This window comes from Novosphingobium anseongense, assembly GCF_037482895.1.
Taxonomy (GTDB): Bacteria; Pseudomonadota; Alphaproteobacteria; order Sphingomonadales; family Sphingomonadaceae; genus Novosphingobium; species Novosphingobium anseongense.
In genome coordinates, this window is sequence record NZ_JBBHJZ010000004.1 from 24,160 (window position 1) to 41,729 (window position 17,570).

General features: G+C 67.1%; 24 protein-coding genes and 1 riboswitch. Of the genes, 13 read left to right on the forward strand and 11 right to left on the reverse strand.

Annotated elements, in window-relative coordinates:
• Positions 1 to 2: 2 nt before the first annotated feature.
• From WG901_RS17845 to WG901_RS17870, 6 genes are all read right to left on the reverse strand, one after another.
• Positions 3 to 374 carry a hypothetical protein gene (locus WG901_RS17845; protein ID WP_339588462.1) on the reverse strand — a complete coding sequence of 124 codons (372 nt, stop codon included), beginning with the start codon at positions 372 to 374 and terminating at the stop codon, positions 3 to 5.
• A gap of 119 nt (positions 375 to 493) precedes the next feature.
• Positions 494 to 1,435 carry a phytoene/squalene synthase family protein gene (locus tag WG901_RS17850; RefSeq protein ID WP_339588463.1) on the reverse strand — a complete coding sequence of 314 codons (942 nt, stop codon included), beginning with the start codon at positions 1,433 to 1,435 and terminating at the stop codon, positions 494 to 496.
• A 12-nt stretch (positions 1,436 to 1,447) separates the two neighbouring features.
• Entirely contained in the window at positions 1,448 to 2,029 is a 582-nt protein-coding gene (locus tag WG901_RS17855) for an LOG family protein (RefSeq protein ID WP_339588464.1), read from the reverse strand.
• The gene (locus tag WG901_RS17860; protein WP_339588465.1) at positions 2,026 to 3,504 is read right to left on the reverse strand and encodes a phytoene desaturase; all 1,479 of its coding nucleotides are present in this window, start codon (positions 3,502 to 3,504) and stop codon (positions 2,026 to 2,028) included. Before WG901_RS17860 ends, WG901_RS17855 begins: the two co-directional genes overlap by 4 nt.
• Positions 3,501 to 4,703 (reverse strand): lycopene beta-cyclase CrtY, encoded by a 1,203-nt coding sequence (gene crtY, locus WG901_RS17865; RefSeq protein ID WP_339588466.1) that lies wholly within the window; start codon positions 4,701 to 4,703, stop codon positions 3,501 to 3,503. The genes WG901_RS17860 and crtY overlap by 4 nt, the downstream gene beginning before the upstream one ends.
• A 101-nt stretch (positions 4,704 to 4,804) precedes the next feature.
• Positions 4,805 to 5,284, reverse strand: a complete 480-nt coding sequence (locus tag WG901_RS17870) for a hypothetical protein (RefSeq protein ID WP_339588467.1) — start codon at positions 5,282 to 5,284, stop codon at positions 4,805 to 4,807.
• Positions 5,285 to 5,418: 134 nt separating this feature from the next.
• On the opposite strand from WG901_RS17870, the gene WG901_RS17875 reads away from it, so the two are divergent.
• Positions 5,419 to 5,961, forward strand: coding sequence for a GNAT family N-acetyltransferase (locus WG901_RS17875; protein ID WP_339588468.1), 543 nt, complete (start codon positions 5,419 to 5,421; stop codon positions 5,959 to 5,961).
• Positions 5,962 to 6,041: 80 nt separating this feature from the next.
• Positions 6,042 to 6,932 (forward strand): MipA/OmpV family protein, encoded by an 891-nt coding sequence (locus WG901_RS17880; RefSeq protein WP_339588469.1) that lies wholly within the window; start codon positions 6,042 to 6,044, stop codon positions 6,930 to 6,932.
• A gap of 12 nt (positions 6,933 to 6,944) precedes the next feature.
• Here the strand turns inward: WG901_RS17880 and WG901_RS17885 are convergent, their stop codons facing one another.
• Positions 6,945 to 7,586, reverse strand: coding sequence for an SOS response-associated peptidase family protein (locus WG901_RS17885; RefSeq protein ID WP_339588470.1), 642 nt, complete (start codon positions 7,584 to 7,586; stop codon positions 6,945 to 6,947).
• A 38-nt stretch (positions 7,587 to 7,624) separates the two neighbouring features.
• Positions 7,625 to 7,730: riboswitch (TPP riboswitch) on the forward strand.
• A gap of 47 nt (positions 7,731 to 7,777) precedes the next feature.
• Between WG901_RS17885 and thiC the strand changes: the two genes are divergently transcribed.
• Together thiC and WG901_RS17895 are read left to right on the forward strand one after the other, a co-directional pair.
• Positions 7,778 to 9,637 carry a phosphomethylpyrimidine synthase ThiC gene (thiC, locus tag WG901_RS17890; protein WP_339588471.1) on the forward strand — a complete coding sequence of 620 codons (1,860 nt, stop codon included), beginning with the start codon at positions 7,778 to 7,780 and terminating at the stop codon, positions 9,635 to 9,637.
• Positions 9,638 to 9,693: 56 nt separating this feature from the next.
• Positions 9,694 to 10,134, forward strand: a complete 441-nt coding sequence (locus WG901_RS17895) for a COG3650 family protein (protein WP_339588472.1) — start codon at positions 9,694 to 9,696, stop codon at positions 10,132 to 10,134.
• Positions 10,135 to 10,159: 25 nt separating this feature from the next.
• Here WG901_RS17895 and WG901_RS17900 read toward each other — a convergent pair whose 3' ends face one another.
• A complete protein-coding gene (locus WG901_RS17900; RefSeq protein WP_339588473.1) occupies positions 10,160 to 10,468 on the reverse strand; it encodes an alkylphosphonate utilization protein in 309 nt (102 codons plus the stop codon).
• Between the two features lie 62 nt (positions 10,469 to 10,530).
• On the opposite strand from WG901_RS17900, the gene WG901_RS17905 reads away from it, so the two are divergent.
• The gene (locus WG901_RS17905; RefSeq protein WP_339588474.1) at positions 10,531 to 10,824 is read left to right on the forward strand and encodes a YciI-like protein; all 294 of its coding nucleotides are present in this window, start codon (positions 10,531 to 10,533) and stop codon (positions 10,822 to 10,824) included.
• A 13-nt stretch (positions 10,825 to 10,837) separates the two neighbouring features.
• On the opposite strand, the gene WG901_RS17910 is transcribed toward WG901_RS17905, so the two are convergent.
• Positions 10,838 to 11,080: a DUF2061 domain-containing protein gene (locus WG901_RS17910; RefSeq protein WP_339588475.1), complete on the reverse strand. Its 243-nt coding sequence runs from the start codon at positions 11,078 to 11,080 to the stop codon at positions 10,838 to 10,840.
• A 202-nt stretch (positions 11,081 to 11,282) separates the two neighbouring features.
• On the opposite strand from WG901_RS17910, the gene WG901_RS17915 reads away from it, so the two are divergent.
• Positions 11,283 to 12,041, forward strand: a complete 759-nt coding sequence (locus WG901_RS17915; protein WP_339588476.1) for a sulfite exporter TauE/SafE family protein — start codon at positions 11,283 to 11,285, stop codon at positions 12,039 to 12,041.
• A gap of 55 nt (positions 12,042 to 12,096) precedes the next feature.
• Here the strand turns inward: WG901_RS17915 and WG901_RS17920 are convergent, their stop codons facing one another.
• On the reverse strand, positions 12,097 to 12,387 hold the full coding sequence (locus tag WG901_RS17920) for a hypothetical protein (RefSeq protein WP_339588477.1): 291 nt from the start codon (positions 12,385 to 12,387) through the stop codon (positions 12,097 to 12,099).
• Between the two features lie 176 nt (positions 12,388 to 12,563).
• Here WG901_RS17920 and WG901_RS17925 point away from each other — a divergent pair, with 176 nt between their 5' ends.
• The 4 genes from WG901_RS17925 to WG901_RS17940 are packed head-to-tail and all read left to right on the forward strand — an operon-like array spanning position 12,564 to position 14,288.
• Positions 12,564 to 12,977 carry a DUF1801 domain-containing protein gene (locus WG901_RS17925; protein ID WP_339588478.1) on the forward strand — a complete coding sequence of 138 codons (414 nt, stop codon included), beginning with the start codon at positions 12,564 to 12,566 and terminating at the stop codon, positions 12,975 to 12,977.
• Positions 12,974 to 13,465 (forward strand): helix-turn-helix transcriptional regulator, encoded by a 492-nt coding sequence (locus WG901_RS17930; protein ID WP_339588479.1) that lies wholly within the window; start codon positions 12,974 to 12,976, stop codon positions 13,463 to 13,465. Before WG901_RS17925 ends, WG901_RS17930 begins: the two co-directional genes overlap by 4 nt.
• Positions 13,462 to 13,869, forward strand: a complete 408-nt coding sequence (locus WG901_RS17935; protein WP_339588480.1) for a VOC family protein — start codon at positions 13,462 to 13,464, stop codon at positions 13,867 to 13,869. Before WG901_RS17930 ends, WG901_RS17935 begins: the two co-directional genes overlap by 4 nt.
• A gap of 8 nt (positions 13,870 to 13,877) precedes the next feature.
• Positions 13,878 to 14,288, forward strand: coding sequence for a DUF1801 domain-containing protein (locus tag WG901_RS17940; protein WP_339588481.1), 411 nt, complete (start codon positions 13,878 to 13,880; stop codon positions 14,286 to 14,288).
• Here the strand turns inward: WG901_RS17940 and WG901_RS17945 are convergent.
• A complete protein-coding gene (locus tag WG901_RS17945; protein ID WP_339588482.1) occupies positions 14,285 to 14,731 on the reverse strand; it encodes a hypothetical protein in 447 nt (148 codons plus the stop codon). The two genes, WG901_RS17940 and WG901_RS17945, sit on opposite strands and share 4 nt — an antisense overlap.
• 114 nt (positions 14,732 to 14,845) lie before the next feature.
• Here WG901_RS17945 and WG901_RS17950 point away from each other — a divergent pair, with 114 nt between their 5' ends.
• From WG901_RS17950 to WG901_RS17960, 3 genes are all read left to right on the forward strand, one after another.
• Positions 14,846 to 15,598 (forward strand): DUF72 domain-containing protein, encoded by a 753-nt coding sequence (locus tag WG901_RS17950; RefSeq protein ID WP_339588483.1) that lies wholly within the window; start codon positions 14,846 to 14,848, stop codon positions 15,596 to 15,598.
• Positions 15,599 to 15,621: 23 nt separating this feature from the next.
• The gene (locus WG901_RS17955; protein WP_339588484.1) at positions 15,622 to 15,915 is read left to right on the forward strand and encodes a hypothetical protein; all 294 of its coding nucleotides are present in this window, start codon (positions 15,622 to 15,624) and stop codon (positions 15,913 to 15,915) included.
• Between the two features lie 112 nt (positions 15,916 to 16,027).
• Complete coding sequence (locus tag WG901_RS17960) at positions 16,028 to 17,566, forward strand: hypothetical protein (RefSeq protein ID WP_339588485.1); 1,539 nt, start codon at positions 16,028 to 16,030, stop codon at positions 17,564 to 17,566.
• Positions 17,567 to 17,570: the final 4 nt, after the last annotated feature.

Sequence of the window (17,570 nt, forward strand, 5' to 3'; positions counted from 1 at the left end):
GGTCAGTGGACCTTGGCGGCTTCCTTGGTGTCGATGATCTCCAGCGTCGCGCCGAATTCATCGAGCCCGTGGACCGCGCGCAGTTCGAGCTTGAAGTCGCGGACCTGGGCGACGGTCTTGAGGTGATCGATCGGATAGCGCGCGACGATGAACTCGTCGGCGAAATCGACCACATAGAGGCAGCGGCCGCTGGTCGCGTCGCGCAGCTTGCTCACGTTGAAGCCGTCCGCCGGATACCAGGCGCCCTTGTTCCAGCTCGTGATCGATTTCTGGCAATAGCGGCACTCGGCCGACAACGAGCCATCGGACTCCTTGTACTTCCGACCGGCGGGAACGTGCGTGCGAGTGTACCAGCATTGGGCGAGAGCGGGCATAGGTGCGAACCTGTAGCTAAGTGGTCATATCCCTGTCGCAACCGCATCCCCCATGCAGCGATTGCTTCAAGCCCTAGAACGGTCGCGGTTCGGATTTGTTAAGGGGCGCGGTCGCGCGGTTAACCAAATGTCGTAAGCGCTGCGAGCTCGCGTCGCGAGAGTGCCGGTTTTCCGCCATTCCTTGCCGGCAGGAGCGCCTCGGCGAAGCCGCGCAGGACGAAGCCGAGCTTGGCCGCGGACGAAGTCGTGATGCGCGCGTCGAAGGCCGTTTCGCCCCGGCGCAAGGCTTCGCGGAGGATCGCGCCATAGATTCCCGCGGCCGCGAGCACGGCCCAGCGCTGGCGGAACCCGAGCCGTTGCGCGCCGATCCGGGCCGAGGCCGCGTAGCGCGTTTCGAGGGCGCCGATGCGCTGGATGATGCCCGCCAGGGTGGGGCGATGGCGACGATCCATTAACGTCTCGGGCGCGATTCCGGCCTCGTCGAGCCAGTCGGCGGGCAGGTAGCAGCGCCCGGCCGCATGGTCCTCGGCAACGTCGCGCGCGATGTTCGCGAGCTGGAAGGCGAGGCCGAGGTCGCAGGCCCGGTCGAGCGTGTCCTCGTCGCTCGCGGGCACGCCCATGACCGCGGCTATCATCACCCCGACCGCGCCGGCGACGTGATAGCAGTAGCGCAGCATGTCGGCCTCGGTCTGGGGACGCCAGCCCGCCGCGTCGAGCGCAAAGCCGGCGATCACGTCCTGCGCCATGGCCTGTGTCAGATCGCATTCGCGCGAAAGCTGGCCGAGGGCGTCGAAGGCCGGATCGCCGGTGGGCTCGCCGACGAAGGCCATGTGGGTCAGTCGCTGGATCGTCGCGAGCCGTTCGGCTGCGCCGGCCTGGTCGCCCAATTCGCCGCCGTGGTCCTGCGCATCGGCCAAGTCGTCGCAGGCGCGGCACCAGGCGTAGAGCAGCCAGACGCGCTCCCGCGTTGTGCGGTCGAACAGGCGGCTGGCGGCGGCGAAGCTCTTCGAACCGCGCGCGATCGACTGCTCGGCGTGGGCGAGGAGTTCGCTACGCTCCATGATGCAAGCGGCTCACAGCTCGCTCGCCTTCATCGAGAAGATCGCCTGGACGGGTTCGTGCGCGGCCATGCGCTGGAGCAACAGGTCGAGCTCGGGCTCGGCCAGGATGATGCCCTGGTGCATCGGACGGACGAAGCCGACCTCGGCCATATGGCGGTTGAAGGCGAGCAGGTGGTCGTAAAAGCCGAAGGCGTTGAGCACGCCGACGGGCTTGGCGTGATAGCCGAGCTGCGCCCAGGACACGGCCTCCCACAGCTCGTCCATCGTGCCGACGCCGCCGGGGATCGTCAGAAAGCCGTCGGATAGCTCGGTGAAGGCCAGCTTGCGCGAATGCATGCCGTCGACGACGCGCAGTTCGGTGCAGTCGGTGTTGGCCACTTCGGCGCCAGCCAGCGCTTGCGGGATCACGCCGATCACTTCGCCGCCGGCCTGGAGCGCGCCCGATGCAACTGCGCCCATCAGCCCGAGGCGGCCGCCGCCATAGACCACGCCGATGCCACGCTCGGCCAGGGTGCGGCCGACGTCGCGCGCGAGTTCAACATAGCGTGGATCGGCGGGGGTGGCCGAACCGCAGTAGACCGCGAGGCGCTTCATTTCAGGTCCTCCACCATCAGCCGGGCGGTCGCCTTGGCGCTGCCCACCACGCCCGGGATCCCCGCGCCCGGGTGCGTGCCCGCGCCGACGAGGTACATGTTCTTGATCTTGTCGTCGCGGTTGTGGCCGCGGAACCAGGCGCTCTGAGTCAGGATCGGCTCGAGGCTGAAGGCGCTGCCCTGGTAGGCGTTGAGATCGAGCGCGAAGTCGCGCGGGGCATAGTGGAACTTGGTGATGATGCGGTCGTGGATGTCGGGGATCAACCGGCGGCCGACCTCGTCGAGCACGCGCTTTTCGATCATCGGACCGACCGTATCCCAGTCGATCGGCAGCTTGCCCTGGTTGGCGACGGGGATCAGCGCGTAGAAGGTGCTCTTGCCCGGCGGTGCCAGCGAGGGGTCGGTCACGGTCGGGTGGTGCAGGTAGATCGAGAAGTCTTGCGGCAACACGCCGTGATCGAAGATGTCCTCGAGCAGGCCCTTGTAACGCGGGCCGAACAGGATCGTGTGATGCGGGATCCCGGGCCAGGTACCCTCGACGCCGAAGTGGACGACGAACAGGCTGGGGCTGAAGCGCTTGGTCGCGAGCTTGCGCGCCATCTGCGGCCCGCGCGCGGTGCCCGAAAGGAGATCGCGGTAGGTGTGCATGATGTCGGCGTTGGAGGCGACCGCATCGAAGCGCTCGCGCCAGCCCGAGCAGGTCTCGACCTCGGTTGCGCGGTCGCCCAGGGTGTGGACGTGGAGTACGGGATCGTGGAGCCGCAACACGCCGCCGAGCCGTTCGAAATGCTTGACCATCGCGGCGATCAGCTTGTTGGTGCCGCCGCGAGCCCACCAGACGCCGCCATCCTTCTCGAGCTTGTGGATCAGCGCATAGATCGAGCTCGTGGTCATCGGATTGCCGCCGACGAGCAGGGTGTGGAACGAGAAGGCCTCGCGCAGCTTCTCGTGCTTGATGTAGCTCGAGACCATCGAATAGACCGAGCGCCAGGCCTGGTGCTTCAGCATGGCCGGCGCGGCGCGCAGCATCGCGGTGAAATCGAGGAATGGCACCGAGCCGAGCCGGAGATAGCCTTCCTCGTAGACCGCTGCCGAATATTCGAGGAACTCGGCATAGCCGGCGAGATCCTCGGGCGAGAGCTTGGCGATCTCCTTGTTGAGCGCGGCATCGTCGTTTGAATAGTCGAAGTTGACGCCGTCGGGCCAGTTGAGCCGGTAGAACGGCATGACCGGCATCAATTCGATGTCCTCGGCCATGTCGCGGCCCGAGAGCTGCCAGAGCTCGCGCAGGCAGGCAGGATCGGTGATGACGGTGGGGCCCGCGTCGAACGTGAAGCCTTCGCGCTCCCAGACGTAGGCGCGGCCGCCGGGCTTGTCGCGCGCCTCGACCACCGTGGTCTCGATACCCGAGGATTGAAGCCGGATGGCCAGCGCGAGACCGCCGAAACCGGCACCGATGACGCAGGCGCGTTTCATGCGACGGCTCCCCGATCCGTCAAGGTCAGGTCGGCCAGGGGACGACCGCCGCCGGTCAGCGCGGCCAGCGCGGCGAAAACCGGCACAGGCGGTTTGCCCGCGAGGATGCGGACCATGTCGATGGGGGTGGAGCGGCCGGCGTAGAAGCGCTCGATCAGCGGCTGGGGCAGGCGATAGAAGCGTTCCAGCATGCGAAAGCGGTTTTGTGGCTCGCCGGCACCAAACAGCATTCGCGATAGCATCCGGTAAAAACTCCCCTGCCGCCAATGCGTCCAGGCATGGTCATAGCTTGCCGAAGCGAGCGCCGCACCCGAAACCTGCGGCAGCCCCGCAATATGAAACGCGAAGCGCACGGCATCGGGCAGCGAATAAGAGGTCAGCGGGTGGACCAGCGCAGCGCGGACACCGGCGCGCGCAGGGTTTCGGGCCGGGTCGGGCCAGAAGCGGGTGAAGTCGCCGCGGGCGATCACGGGCAGCACGCCGCGATCGTCGCGCAGGACTTCGGCGATCGTCCAGCCGCGCGCGGCGACATAGGCGTGAAGCGCGGCGACCATGCGGGCGACGTCGAGCTTGGGGTCATCGGTATAATAGGTGTCCTCGACGAAAAGATCGGTTTCGGAAAAGGGTAGCAGATAGACGAAGCGATAGCCGTCGGTCTGTTCGACGCAGGCGTCCATGACGATCGGCCGGGTCAGGCCGTGGGGACGATCGAGCCGCAGGAGCTGGCCGAAGAAGCGCTGCCAGCCGCCGGCCATATGCGGAAGGCCGGAAGCGCCACGTGCGTCGATTACGCCGCCCGCGTTCAGGCTCCGTCCGTCCGATAGCCGCACGAAGTCCTGTCCGGCCTCGACCACTTCGGTATTCGCGAGAAGGCTCGCCACCGGCAGCGCGTCGCGCAGCGCGCGGTCGAGATTCTCGCTGACGATGCTGCGATAGCCGCTGTCGAGCTGGCGCGTATGACCGGGAAAGCGCACCTCGTATCCGTCCCAGCGCGCCGCGACGAGCGGATCGACCAGCCAGGCGTGATCTTGCGCGACGTCGCTGGCGAAGAACGACCAGACGTGCTCGCCGCCGAAGCGCGCGCCGCGTTCGATCACGATGACTCGCAGCTCGGGGCGAAGCCGAGCCAGTGCCAGGGCGATCAGTCCCCCGGCGAGGCCTCCGCCAAGGATGGCGATGTCACAGTCACGCTCGCTCATCGCGGCAAGCGTTTAAAGCAAGGGCGGCCTTGCGCAAGCCGCCCTTGCAATCTCGGAGTGGCTATGAGGACCTTCGCAGGAGCAAGCCTTCGGAATTTGCCTCAGTTACGGGAATTGCGGCTCTTGGGCCGATCCATGCCGCCCTTCTGGACGCAGCCGTCGGTCACGGTCGCCGAGCAGCGTGGATATTCTCTGGCTTCGGTCGGGGCTCCGGCAACCGCGCTCGGATCGGGCGAACCGGCGCCTTGGGTGACTGCGGCGTCGGCCGGTTGCGAAGCCGAGGCGGCCGGGCCGCTCGTCGCCGCAGAGGCGGCCGCATCCGGCGTGCCAGTCGCGGCATCGGCGGAGCCCGGGCTCACCGTCGTCGGACCTGCGGTGGTTTGGCTCTGGCCGGCTGCGTTCGGCGTCGTCGTGCCCGTGGGGTCGCCCGAGCCTGGGGCACCTGGACTTTGCGCCTGCGCAGCGGAGGCCTCGGCTCCCTTCTTGGCGGCGCTGTCCTGCGCTTGGGCCAGTGCCAGAGCGGGAAGCGTGAACGCCAGTGCCGCGCCGGCCATGAGGATGGAATTGCGGATTGCCTTCATCGGTCCTGTCCTTTTCGTCTGGGCTGATTTCGAAAATCGCCCGCATGAGAGAAACCGCGTTGGTCGCCACAAGCTCCGCGGCGATACGCCGTGCTGCCGCTTCCCAAGGGCAATTGGGCGCGATAGTTGGAACCATGACCGTTTCTTACCTGATCGTGCCAGCAAACCCGGCCGACGCCGCGGCGATCGCGGCGATCTATGCCCACCACGTGGTTCATGGCACCGCGACTTTCGAGATCGAGCCGCCCGAAGCCGACGAGATCGCCGCGCGCATGGCCAAGGTCCGGGCGGCGGGCCTGCCCTGGCTCGTTGCGCGCGATCCCGAAGGGGCGGTTCTCGGCTATGCCTATGCGAGTGCCTTCCATGCGCGTGCGGCCTATGGACGGACCTGCGAGGACGCGATCTACATCGCCCACGATCGGCTGGGGCAGGGGCTCGGCAAGGCGCTGCTCGCAGCTTTGATCGAGGCCTGCACCGCGGCGGGTCAGCGACAGATGATCGCGCTGATCGCGGGGACCGAGCCTGCCTCGATCGCGCTCCATGTCCGGGCGGGGTTCGTCGAGGTCGGCCGGCTCGACAGTGTCGGCCGCAAGCACGGGCGCTGGCTCGACGTCATCTACATGCAGCGCGGCTTGGGCGAGGGGGCCGCGACCGCGCCGGAGGAAGAGCCCGCCTGATCGCATTGTCCTGATTGCGAACCTTCCCGTGGCTCACGCGTTAGCCCGGGAACGTTCACCACCAGACACTTGCGAGGACCATGAACCGCATCCTCCTGCCCGCCATCGCATTCGCCGCTTCCGCAGTTCCCGCTCTTGCGCAGGATGTGGTCCCCCCGGCCGACCCCGCGCAGGCCGAAACCCCGGCGCAGGCCGACGCCGTGCTCGAATCGAGCGTGTTCGACGGCGATTTCCTTGTCGTCGCGGCCGGCGCGGTGTCGATGCCCAGCTACGAAGGCTCGGACAACCGCACGATCACCCCGGCGGGCGGCGTCTTCGGACGGATCGCCGGAATCGGCATCAATCCGCGCGCCGCGGGTGTCGCGCTCGATTTCATTCCCGAGGAGAAGGGCCAGCGGCTCAGCTTCAACCTTGGTCCGGTCGCGCGCTATCGCGCCAACCGCACGGGTAGCATCAAGGATCCGGTGGTCGCGCGGCTCGGCAAGCTCGACGGCGTGATCGAAGGCGGCGTCTCGGCGGGCTTATCGCTCAAGGGCGTGATCAATGCCTTCGACCGGATTTCGCTCGGCGCCGACGTGCGCTGGGACATCTCGGGCAAGGGCGGCGGCCGCGTGATCGCGCCGGGCATGACCTACTTCACTCCGGTCTCCAAGGGCCAGGTGATCGGCGCCAGGGTCGGCGCCGAATTCGTCGACCGCAAGTACGCGCAGTACAACTACGGCATCGACGCCGCGGGCAGCGCGGCCAGCGGCCTGCCGCAATATGCCGGGCGCGGTGGCTTCAAGGAGTGGAACGTCGGCGCCTTCACCGCGATCGACCTTTCGGGCAATTTCCTGGACGGCGGCTTCGCGCTCGGCGTTGGCGCGCAATACTCCCGGCTCCAGGGCAGCGCGGCGGAAACTCCGATCTCATCGATCCGCGGAAAACGCGGCCAGTTCTTCGTCGGTGGCGGTCTCGCCTACACGTTTTGACCAACCTAAAGTTTACTTGAGCTTGTCGCGGGAAGCCCGGATTTCCGTCATTGCCGAGGGGTAGGGCGCGATCAGATCGCGTGCCCGGTCCCAGCCGCCGTTGAGCCAGATGTGCATCGCGGCGGGATCGGCGGGAACGATCGCGGGCATCGTCTCGCGGCCTAGTTCGCGCAGCGCGGCACTGGCCGGGCAGGTGATCAGCGCGAAGCTTGGCACTTCGCTGTCCTTCCACACCGCGGCAAAAGCGAACAGCGGCTGGTCGGCGCAGGCGATCCAGTATTGGCGGCGCTTGCCCTCGCGATCGACACCCTTTCCCCATTCCATGAAGGCGGTCGCGGGCACGAGGCAGCGAAACTCGCTGTTGCGCAAGTTGCCGATCCAGAACGGGCTGTCGAGATTGCGCACCGTCGCGATCCCGCGCGCCGGATCGCCGGCCGAGGGGGGCGGAGGCACGCCCCAGACCCGCGGGATCATCCTTCGCGTCGGCGTGCCCTGCGGCCGCGGCCCGGCGACGAACTCGCGCCCCGTCGTCACCACCGGCGCGAAGCCGCCGGGCGCGACGTGACCGCCCGCCCAGGGATCGTTCCGCGAACTGGCGCCGAAGCGCGCGGCGATCGCCGGGGCGTGTGCGTCGAGGCGGTAGAGCAAGGTCATGGGGCGGCTGGACTACTACGGCCGACCAGCCTATTGTCCAGCCATCCCCGGGGAGCCAAGCGGCTGAGAGGTAGGTGTCGCGCCCTACGACCCGTCGAACCTGAACCCGTTAGCACGGGCGGAGGGAAGGGCCGCTCTACGCAAGCGTTCCCGCCATTCGCCCTCGATTCTAAGCCTCTGAGGGAGCGCATATGGCCGACATCAATTCCCGCCTCGAGATCGGCGTCACCACCGGACCGATTCGCGGCTCGAAGAAGATCCACGTCGGCCCGCTCAAGGTCGCCATGCGCGAGATTTACCTCGAGCCCAGCTCGGGCGAACCGCCGGTGCGCGTCTACGACACTTCGGGTCCCTATACCGATCCCGATGCGACGATCGACATTGCCGCCGGTCTCGCCCCGCTGCGCCGCGACTGGCAGCTGGCCCGCGGCGACGTCGAGGAATACGAGCCGCGCGAGGTCAAGCCCGAGGACAACGGCCAGCTCGGCCCCGATCGCTCGGGCGGCGTCCCGCCGTTCCCCACCGCGCTGCGTCGTCCGCTGCGCGCCAAGGCCGGCGCCAACCTCAGCCAGATGCACTATGCCCGTCGCGGCATCATCACCCCCGAGATGGAATATGTCGCCGAGCGCGAGAACCTCGGCCGCGCCCGCCTCGCCGAATACAAGCGCGACGGCGAAAGCTTCGGCGCGAGCATTCCCGACTACGTGACGCCCGAATTCGTGCGCAGCGAAGTCGCCCGCGGCCGCGCGATCATTCCCAGCAACGTCAACCACCCCGAATGCGAGCCGATGGCGATCGGCCGCAACTTCCTGGTCAAGATCAACGCCAACATCGGCAACTCGGCGGTCGCCTCGGACGTTGCCAGCGAAGTCGACAAGATGGTCTGGTCGATCCGCTGGGGCGCCGACACCGTCATGGACCTGTCGACCGGCCGCAACATCCACGACACGCGCGAGTGGATCATCCGCAACAGCCCCGTTCCGATCGGCACCGTGCCGATCTACCAGGCGCTCGAGAAGGTCGGCGGCGTGGCCGAGGACCTGACCTGGGAGATCTTCCGCGACACCTTGATCGAACAGGCCGAGCAGGGCGTCGACTACTTCACGATCCACGCCGGCGTCCGCCTGCCCTACGTGCCGCTCGCCGCCAAGCGGATGACCGGCATCGTCAGCCGCGGTGGCTCGATCATGGCCAAGTGGTGCCTGGCGCACCACAAGGAGAGCTTCCTCTACGAGCGCTTCGACGAGATCACCGAGATCATGAAGGCCTACGACGTGGCCTATTCGCTCGGCGACGGTCTGCGCCCCGGCTCGATCTACGACGCCAACGACGAGGCCCAGTTCGCCGAGCTCTATACCCTGGGCGAGCTGACCAAGCGCGCCTGGGAGCAGGACGTCCAGGTCATGATCGAGGGCCCCGGCCACGTGCCGATGCACAAGATCAAGGAGAATATGGAAAAGCAGCTCGAGTCCTGCGGCGAGGCGCCGTTCTACACGCTCGGGCCGCTGACCACCGACATCGCGCCGGGCTATGACCACATCACCAGCGGCATCGGCGCCGCCCAGATCGGCTGGTACGGCACGGCGATGCTCTGCTACGTCACGCCCAAGGAGCACCTGGGCCTGCCCGACCGCGACGATGTGAAGGTCGGCGTCGTCACCTACAAGCTGGCCGCCCACGCGGCGGATCTCGCCAAGGGGCATCCCGCCGCGCAGGTCCGCGACGACGCGCTGAGCAAGGCGCGCTTCGAATTCCGCTGGCGCGACCAGTTCAACCTGTCGCTCGATCCCGACACGGCCGAGAAGTACCACGACCAGACCCTGCCGGCCGAAGGCGCCAAGTCGGCGCACTTCTGCTCGATGTGCGGGCCGAAGTTCTGTTCGATGAAGATCAGCCAGGAAGTGCGCGAATTCGCCAAGCTGCAGAACCAGCCCTCCGACGGCTTCGTCGCCGCCGAGGAGGCCGAGGCGGGCATGGCGCAGATGAGCAAGGTCTACGACGAAACCGGCCGCGAGCTCTACATGGGCGCGGGCGATCGCGACCACGATTGAGGAAAAGGGGAAGTGCGGGGGCTATTGTCCCCGCACCCCCGACACTTGGAATTCCGATGCGCTCGTTCGCTATCCTCCCGCTGCTTCTCCTCGCCGCCTGCAACGGCCATGGCGGTTCGCATGACGCCACCAGCGGGGCCGACGGGGCGAAGCCGACCAACTATACCGGCGTCGGTGCCGACGAGACCTTGCGCTTCACCGGCACCGAACCGTTCTGGGGCGGCAGCGTCACGGGTACGGCGCTGACCTACGAGACGCCCGAGCAGCCCAAGGGCATCGCGGTCACGGTCCATCGCTTCGCCGGCAACAACGGCCTCGCCTTCTCGGGCGCGGTGGCGGGCAAGCCCTTCGACATGGCCGTGACCGAAAGCGCCTGCAGCGACGGCATGTCCGATCGCACCTATCCGCTGTCGGTCACGCTCCAGCTCGGCACCGAGACGCGCCAGGGCTGCGCCTGGACCGACAAGCGCAAGTTCACCGGGCCAGCGAAGCCGTAGTTCCGAGATCGCCCGTTACCGAACCTCACCGCTTGCGCACGAACTCCGCGCGCAGGACGAGGCCCTTGATTCCGTCGAACTTGCAGTCAATCTCCTGCGCGTCCCCGGTCAGACGGATCGACTTGATCACGGTACCCTGCTTGAGCGTCCGCCCCGCGCCTTTGACCTCGAGATCCTTGATCAAGGTCACCTGGTCGCCGTCGGCGAGCAGATTGCCCACGGCATCGCGCACCTCGACCCTGTCGGCGGCTGCGCGCTTGGTGGCGAGTTCGGAGGCCGGCATCCATTCGCCGCTGTCCTCGTCGAACACGTAGTCTTCGTCGTCGCCGGCCATCGTCGTGTCTCCTGTGCGCCGCGGCATTGACAGCCGCGCGTCGCTTTGGCCAGCCTGCCGGAATGAAACACTTCCTGCTGACCTACCACCTCGCCCCCGACTACCTCGAGCGCCGGCCCACGTTCCGCGCCGAGCATCTGGCCCTGGCGCAGGAAGCCGTCGCGCGTGGCGAACTCCTGCTCGGCGGCGCGCTCGACCCCGCGGATCGCGCGGTCCTGCTGTTTGCCGGAGAGGACAGCATTGCGGCCGAACGCTTTGCAGCGAGCGATCCCTACGTGATCGAGGGCCTGGTCGAACGGTGGGAGGTGCGGGCCTGGACGACGGTGGTGGGAGCCGGGGCGTCGGTTTCCCTCTAGGGCGCTGCCCACATCACGCGGCTGCTCTCACGCCGTGATCGTGCGTCACCAGACGGGACAGCGACAACCCGTCGCGTTCGACGTCCCGCTTCCAGGCGCGTTCGTGAAAGAAGAACACCACCGCGTTGACCAGTGGTTCGACGAGGGCGATGCCGCCGGCCAGCGCGAGCGAGCCGGTGAAGGCATAGGCCACGCCGAAGCCGACCATAAGGTGGAGCGAGAGAAAGCTGGCGGTCTTGGTCAGGTCGCGGGTCATGGCTGTGTCCTGTCGGCGATGTCTTGCTGGCCTGATGTATTGCGAGCGATTCGCAAGTTCCAGTGAGGCCTGCTGCTGACAGTGATCGGCCAGAGCGATCGTGGGTGACGATCGTCGAGTTCCGGTCACGCTCGCTTGAGACCTCGTGAACCGCGGAATTCCGGGGCAGACAGCCCCGCGCGGCTCGGCTAGGGCGCCGGCGATGCTGCACGATCCCTGGTTCATTCTCGCCGCCGTCGTTTCCGTCACGCTGGTGGGGCTGGCCAAGGGCGGTTTCGCCGGGCTCGGCGCTTTGGGTACGCCGGTCATGGCGCTGGCGATCTCGCCGGTCGCCGCGGCGGGGATCCTGCTGCCGATCCTGATCGTCCAGGACGTCGTCTCGGTCTGGTCGTTCCGCCATGCGTGGGATCGCTGGATCGTCGCCTGGATGCTGCCTGGCGCCTTTGTCGGCGTGGCGATCGGCTGGGGCTTTGCCGAGGTGCTGCCGGTTTCTGCCGTGCTGACCGCGCTCGGCGCAATCACCCTGGTGTTCGGCGCCTGGCGGCTGTGGGTCGAGCGTGGCGGACGCGACGTGGCGGCGACCAATTCGCCGGGCTGGGTCGGCTCGCTGTTCGGCGTGGCGATGGGCTTCACCAGCCAGGTTGCCCATGCCGGGGCGCCGCCGTTCCAGATCTGGGTCGGCCCGCGCAGGCTGCCGCATCTGACCTATGTAGGCACCAGTTCGGTGGCTTTTGCCGTGCTCAATTGGGTCAAGGTGCCCGCCTATATCGCGCTTGGCGAGTTCACCACCGAGAACCTGACGGCCTCGGCGATGTTGGTGCCCGTGGCGATCGCCTCGACGCTGGGCGGAGTCTGGCTCGTGCGACGGATCGACCCGGCGCGGTTCTACGGGCTGATGTACGTGTTGATGGTGCTGCTCGGCGGCAAGTTGCTGTGGGACGGCCTGGCGGCGCTGGTCTGATGGAAAGGGCGGGGACCGAGGTCGCCCGCCCACCCATTTCGTCTGATCGGATGCCCTAGCGCATCGCTACGGCTTGGACGCTGCGCTTCACGTCGCGCAAGGCGAGGTCGATGGGCGTGCCGTTGTAGGTGCCGTGAACGCGCGTCTCGCCGACCACGAGGCGGAACGACTTGCCGGCATCGTCCTTGCCGGTGATGACGGTACGGCCGTTCACCATTGCGGTCGTGTAATTGTAGCTGACGCCGTCACGCGCGAAGGCGACTTCGTCGGCATGGGCTGCGGCGGGCAGCAGGACCACGCCGGTTGCGAGTGCGAAGAGCTTCACGGTCTTGAGATTGAGGAACATGGCATACATCCTGTGTTGGAGAGGATAATGCCTCGGGCATCCGTATGTTGTGCGGTTAGAATGGCATTGTTGCGTTGCAGCGCAATTGTATTGTGCGACGCAGCAATTGCGCTTTTCGCAAGCGCATGGCCCAGGGAATGTGTAGAATAGCGCGCGACTGAAGACCGGTGGAGGCGATGACCGAAGAGCAACCCGTCCTGCTTTCGGGCGGCAATCCGCAGATCGCCAAAGGCGAGGGCGACGCCGTGGTCCAGCGCTACATTGCGGCCATGCCCGGCTGGAAGCGTAAACTCGGCGTGGCGCTCGACGCCCTCATCGCGCGCGAGGTGCCCGGCGTGTGCAAGGCGGTGAAATGGAACTCGTCGTTCTATGGCGCACCCGATGCCGAGGGCTGGTTCCTGTCCTATCACTGCTTTGCGAAGTACGTGAAGGTCACCTTCTTCCGTGGGACCTCGCTCGACCCGGTCCCTGCGGGCAAGTCGAAGCATGCCGAAGTCCGCTATCTCGACATTCGCGAGGGCGAATTCGACGCGGCGCGCTTCGCCGACTGGGTCCGCCAGGCGAGCGTCCTGCCGGGCGAGAAGCTATGAGCGACAGCGCGAGCCAGGATCCGCTGCTGCTGCGCCGCCTGCTGCGCGCCAGGGACAGGATGGACGCGCTTTCGCACGAGGACTGGCCGGTGTCGCGACTCGCTGCGGTCAGCGGCGTGTCCGAGGCGCATTTCGCGCGCTCGTTCCGCCAGGCCTTCGGCGTGCCGCCGCACCGCTATCTGCTGACGCGGCGGATCGAGCGCGCGAAGGCGCTGCTGCGCGACAGCGACCTGGCAGTGACCGCGATAGCCTTCGAGACCGGCTGGAACAGCCTTGGCACCTTCGGCCGGACCTTCCGCGACGTCACCGGCGAGAGCCCGGGCGAATTCCGCGCGCGCGAGCGGGCGATCGCACAGCCGCTCGACCGGGTACCCGCCTGCTATCTTTCGGCCGCGCATCGGCCCGACCTCACAATCGCAGTTTCGGAGAAGCGCCGGCTCGAAACCGACGATAGAGGCGCCGGGACACAAACGATGGAGGTCCCATGAGCGAAGCAATCCAGGTTATCGGTCTCTACGTGCGGGATCAGGACGAGGCGCACGATTTCTACGTCGGCAAGCTGGGCTTCGCGGTCCACACCGACCAGCGCAACGGCGACTATCGCTGGCTGACCGTCGAGCACCCGCAACAGCCCGGTTTCCTACTCGGCCTGTTCCGTCCGCAGGCGCCGATGCACGATCCGGCGACCGTGCAGGCACTGAACGAGCTCGTCGCCAAGGGAGCCATGCCGCCATTGGTCCTGGCGGTCGACGATTGCCAGGCGACCTACGAACGGCTCAGCGCGACGGGCGTGGAATTCACCCAGGAACCGATCGCGCGCTATGGCAACGTCGATGCCAATTTCCGCGATCCCTCGGGCAACGGCTGGAAGATCATCGAGGCAGGGGCATGAGCCCGGAAATGAGCGAAGGCACACCAGCGGCACGGATCGACGCGAAGCTCGTTGGGCTTGGTGACTGGCGCGGTGAGGCCTTGTCGCGCATGCGCGCGCTGATCCACGAGGCCGATCCCGAAGTGGTCGAGGCGGTCAAATGGGTGAAGCCCTCGAATCCCTCGGGCGTGCCGACCTGGGAGCACGCGGGCATCGTCTGCACGGGCGAGGTCTACAAGGCCTACGTCAAGCTGACCTTCGCCCAGGGCGCCGCGCTCGACGATCCGCAAGGCCTGTTCAACGCTGGCCTGGGCGGCGGCACACGCCGCGCGATCGACATTCGCGAAGGCGATACGGTCGACCCCGAGGCCTTCAAGGCACTGGTGCGCGAGGCCGTGGCGCTCAACGCCGGCAAGGCAAGGAAGCCCAAGCGCGGCTAGCCGATAGTCGCAGATTCGGCCTCGGGCTCGACCGCGGCGGGTTGCGGTTCGGCCTGCGCGCCTTCAGCCGCGGCCCGGGCGGCGTTGCGCGCCTCGGCCGCCTCGTCGAGCGGGGTGGTGGCGGGACGGATTACCAGCGCGACGGGTTCGGGCGCTTCGGCAATCGGTTCGGGCTCGGGCACCCGGGCGGTGACGGTGCCGTATTCGATCGGGCGTCGCTTCCAACTCGGCGTGCGGTCGGCATACGTATTGCTGGTGACGTAAGTCGGGGCGAAGACCGGGATGTCGGGGGCTTGGCGCTCGGTGAAGATCGGATCGGGCTTGGCCTGCCGCCACGATGGTTCGGGCAGCGGTACCATCTCGGGATCGGCGGCGAAGCCCATGACCATGCCAAGCAGCGGACCGCCGGCGAGTACGGACAGGATCAATCTGCGAGCGTGCATGATACGACTCCGAACGCTCCCGCCGCCAAAGGAACGCGGGGCCAAGGCCAGGGGTTCCGGCTTTCCTAGCGGTGTCGATCCCGCCTAGGGTGCGGTCGGTCGAAGGAGACGCGAATGGCGCAGGGCAAGATCCACGTGGGTGTCGGCGGCTGGACCTACGAGCCGTGGCGGGGTGGGGCTTTCTATCCAGACAAATGGCCCCAGGCGAAGGAGCTCGATTATGCCGGCCAGCACCTGACCGGGATCGAGATCAATGGCACCTTCTACGGCCGCCAGAAGCCCGCGAGCTTCATCAAGTGGCGCGAAGCCGTGCCCGAAGGCTTCGTCTTCACCGCCAAGGCCAATCGCTTCTGCACCAATCGCAAGATCCTGGCCGAGGCCGGTGAGAGCATCGCCAAGTTCGCCGAGCAGGGCATCACCGAACTCGGCGCCAAGCTCGGACCGATTCTCTGGCAGCTCGCCGCGACCAAGAAGTTCGAGGCCGAGGACATCGCGGCATTCCTCCAACTGCTGCCCGCCGAGCAGGACGGGCTCAAGCTGCGCCACGCGATCGAGCCGCGGCACGAGAGCTTCGACGATCCCGCCTTCTTCGCGCTGTGCCGCGAGGCGGGGGTCGCCGTGGTCTATGCCGAGGCCGAGAAATTCCCGCGCTTTGCGCAGCAGACCGCGGATTTTACCTATGCGCGCATCCAATGCGCAGTGGAGGAGGAACCACTCGGCTACAGCGATGCCGAGCTCGATCGGCTGGCCGATCTTGCACGCGGCTGGGCCAAGGGCGGGCGCGAAGTTTTCCTGTTCTTCATTTCCGGTGCGAAAGTGAGGAACCCCGCAGCGGCGCAGGCATTGATCGCGCGCCTTGCGTCCTAGCGGCGGCGGCCGCATAGCGGGGAATGGACGAAAGGACCTTGCGCCATATGAAGATGCTCGGCGGTGACCTCGTGGCTCTGTGGGGTGAGGCGGCCTCGGTCATCTGGCTGCGTACGCAGCGCATCGCGCAGGGTGGGCCCGAGGCCATGGCCGAGGCAGGGCTGATGGTCAGCGAGAAGATCGCCGCACAGCAGGATCTGCTCGGCAAGCTCGCCACGGGCAAGCTCGGCAAGACGCCGATCGCGATCGCGGCCAACAGCACGCGCTACATGCTGGAGGGCGTGCGCGCCAATCGCCGGCGGTTGTCGCGCGGCTGAGGCCGGCTATCGCGCGAAAATACATCGAGAACCGAGCAGTCGACTGCGCCGGAGGTCTGCCCAAGCGCTTGGTGGACGGATAGCATCGGGCGTCAGGGCAGCGGGGGCATCGATGCGGAAGAGATTGTTGTGGGCGCTGTTGGCCATCGCGGCGGCACCGGCCGCGGCTCGCGCCGAATGGCTCGAGGCGTCGTCTGCTCATTTCGTCGTCTATGCTGACGACAGCGAACGCGATATCCGCACCTTCTCGCAGCAGCTTGAACGATATCATTCGGCCATGGCGCTTCTGACCGGCGCGCGCGACGCGCCGCCGCCGAGCCCGTCGAATCGCGTCACCGTCTTCGTCGTGTCGAATCAGGCGCAGGTGCGCAAGCTCTATGGCGAGGGCAGCCGCTACGTCGGCGGGTTCTACATGCCGCGCGCTGGCGCTTCGGCCGCGATCGTGCCGCGCGTTGCCACGGGCACGGCCAAGCCCGCGCCCTCTATGCTGGTGCTGCTCCACGAATATGCGCATCACTTCATGATCTCGACGAGCGCCTTCCCCATGCCGCGCTGGTATTCGGAAGGCGGCGCCGAATTCTTCGCCTCGGCGGGTTTCCCTTCCGACGGTGCCGTCGAGATCGGCCGTCCGGCGATGCATCGCGCCGCCGAACTGCTGCTGCCCGGCTTCGCGCGCGACGTGCCCGTGGCCGAACTGCTCGATCCCGCCGCCCGCCGCCGCGATCGCACCGGCTACGATGCGTTTTACGGGAAGAGCTGGGCGCTGTTCCACTATCTGACCTTCGACAAGGCGCGCGACGGCCAGATGCTGCGCTATCTTCAGGGAATGCAGCAGGGCAAGAGCTCGCGCGAAGCCGGGCTCGCGGCTTTCGGAGACTTCGATCAGCTCGAACGCGATCTCGACAGCTATCTCCACAAGTCGCGCACCATGATGTTCAACCTGAAGCCCGATATGATAGCGATCGGCCCCGTCGAAGTCCGCCGTTTGACTGCGGGGGAGGCTGCGATGATGGCGGTTCGCGTGCAATCGCATCGCGGCGTCACCGCGGAAAAGGCCAGGGCCCTGTTGCCTGAGGCCCGTGCGGTCGCGCTACGCTTTCCCGAGGATCCCGCGGTTTTGGCATCACTGGCCGAAGCCGAGCACGATGCCGGCAACGATGCCGAGGCGATCGTCGCAGCCGACGCGGCGATCGCGCGCAATCCCGCTCTGGCCAGCGCGCATGTGCAGAAGGGGATGTCGCTGTTCCGCCAGGCGGCCACGGCGACCGATCGCACGGCAGCCTATTCGAAGGCTCGCGTTGCGTTCGCCGTACTCAACAGGCGCGAGCCCGATCATCCGCTGCCGCTGATCTATTACTATCGCAGCTTCGTCGAGCAGGGGCTTGCACCCCCGGATCTGGCGCTGCACGGATTGGCCCGCGCGGTCGAGATGGCGCCCTTCGACCTCGGCCTACGCATGACCTTGGGAATGGCGCTCATCCGTCGCCACGAGGGCGAAACGGCGAAACGCGCCATCGCCCCGGTCGCCTACAATCCGCACGGCGGACGCCTCGCGGCGATCGCGCAGACGGTGATGGCGAGGCTCGACAGCGATCCCAAGTGGGACGCACGCGGTATCGAAACCGTGAACACCGGTGATGACGAGGAATAATCCG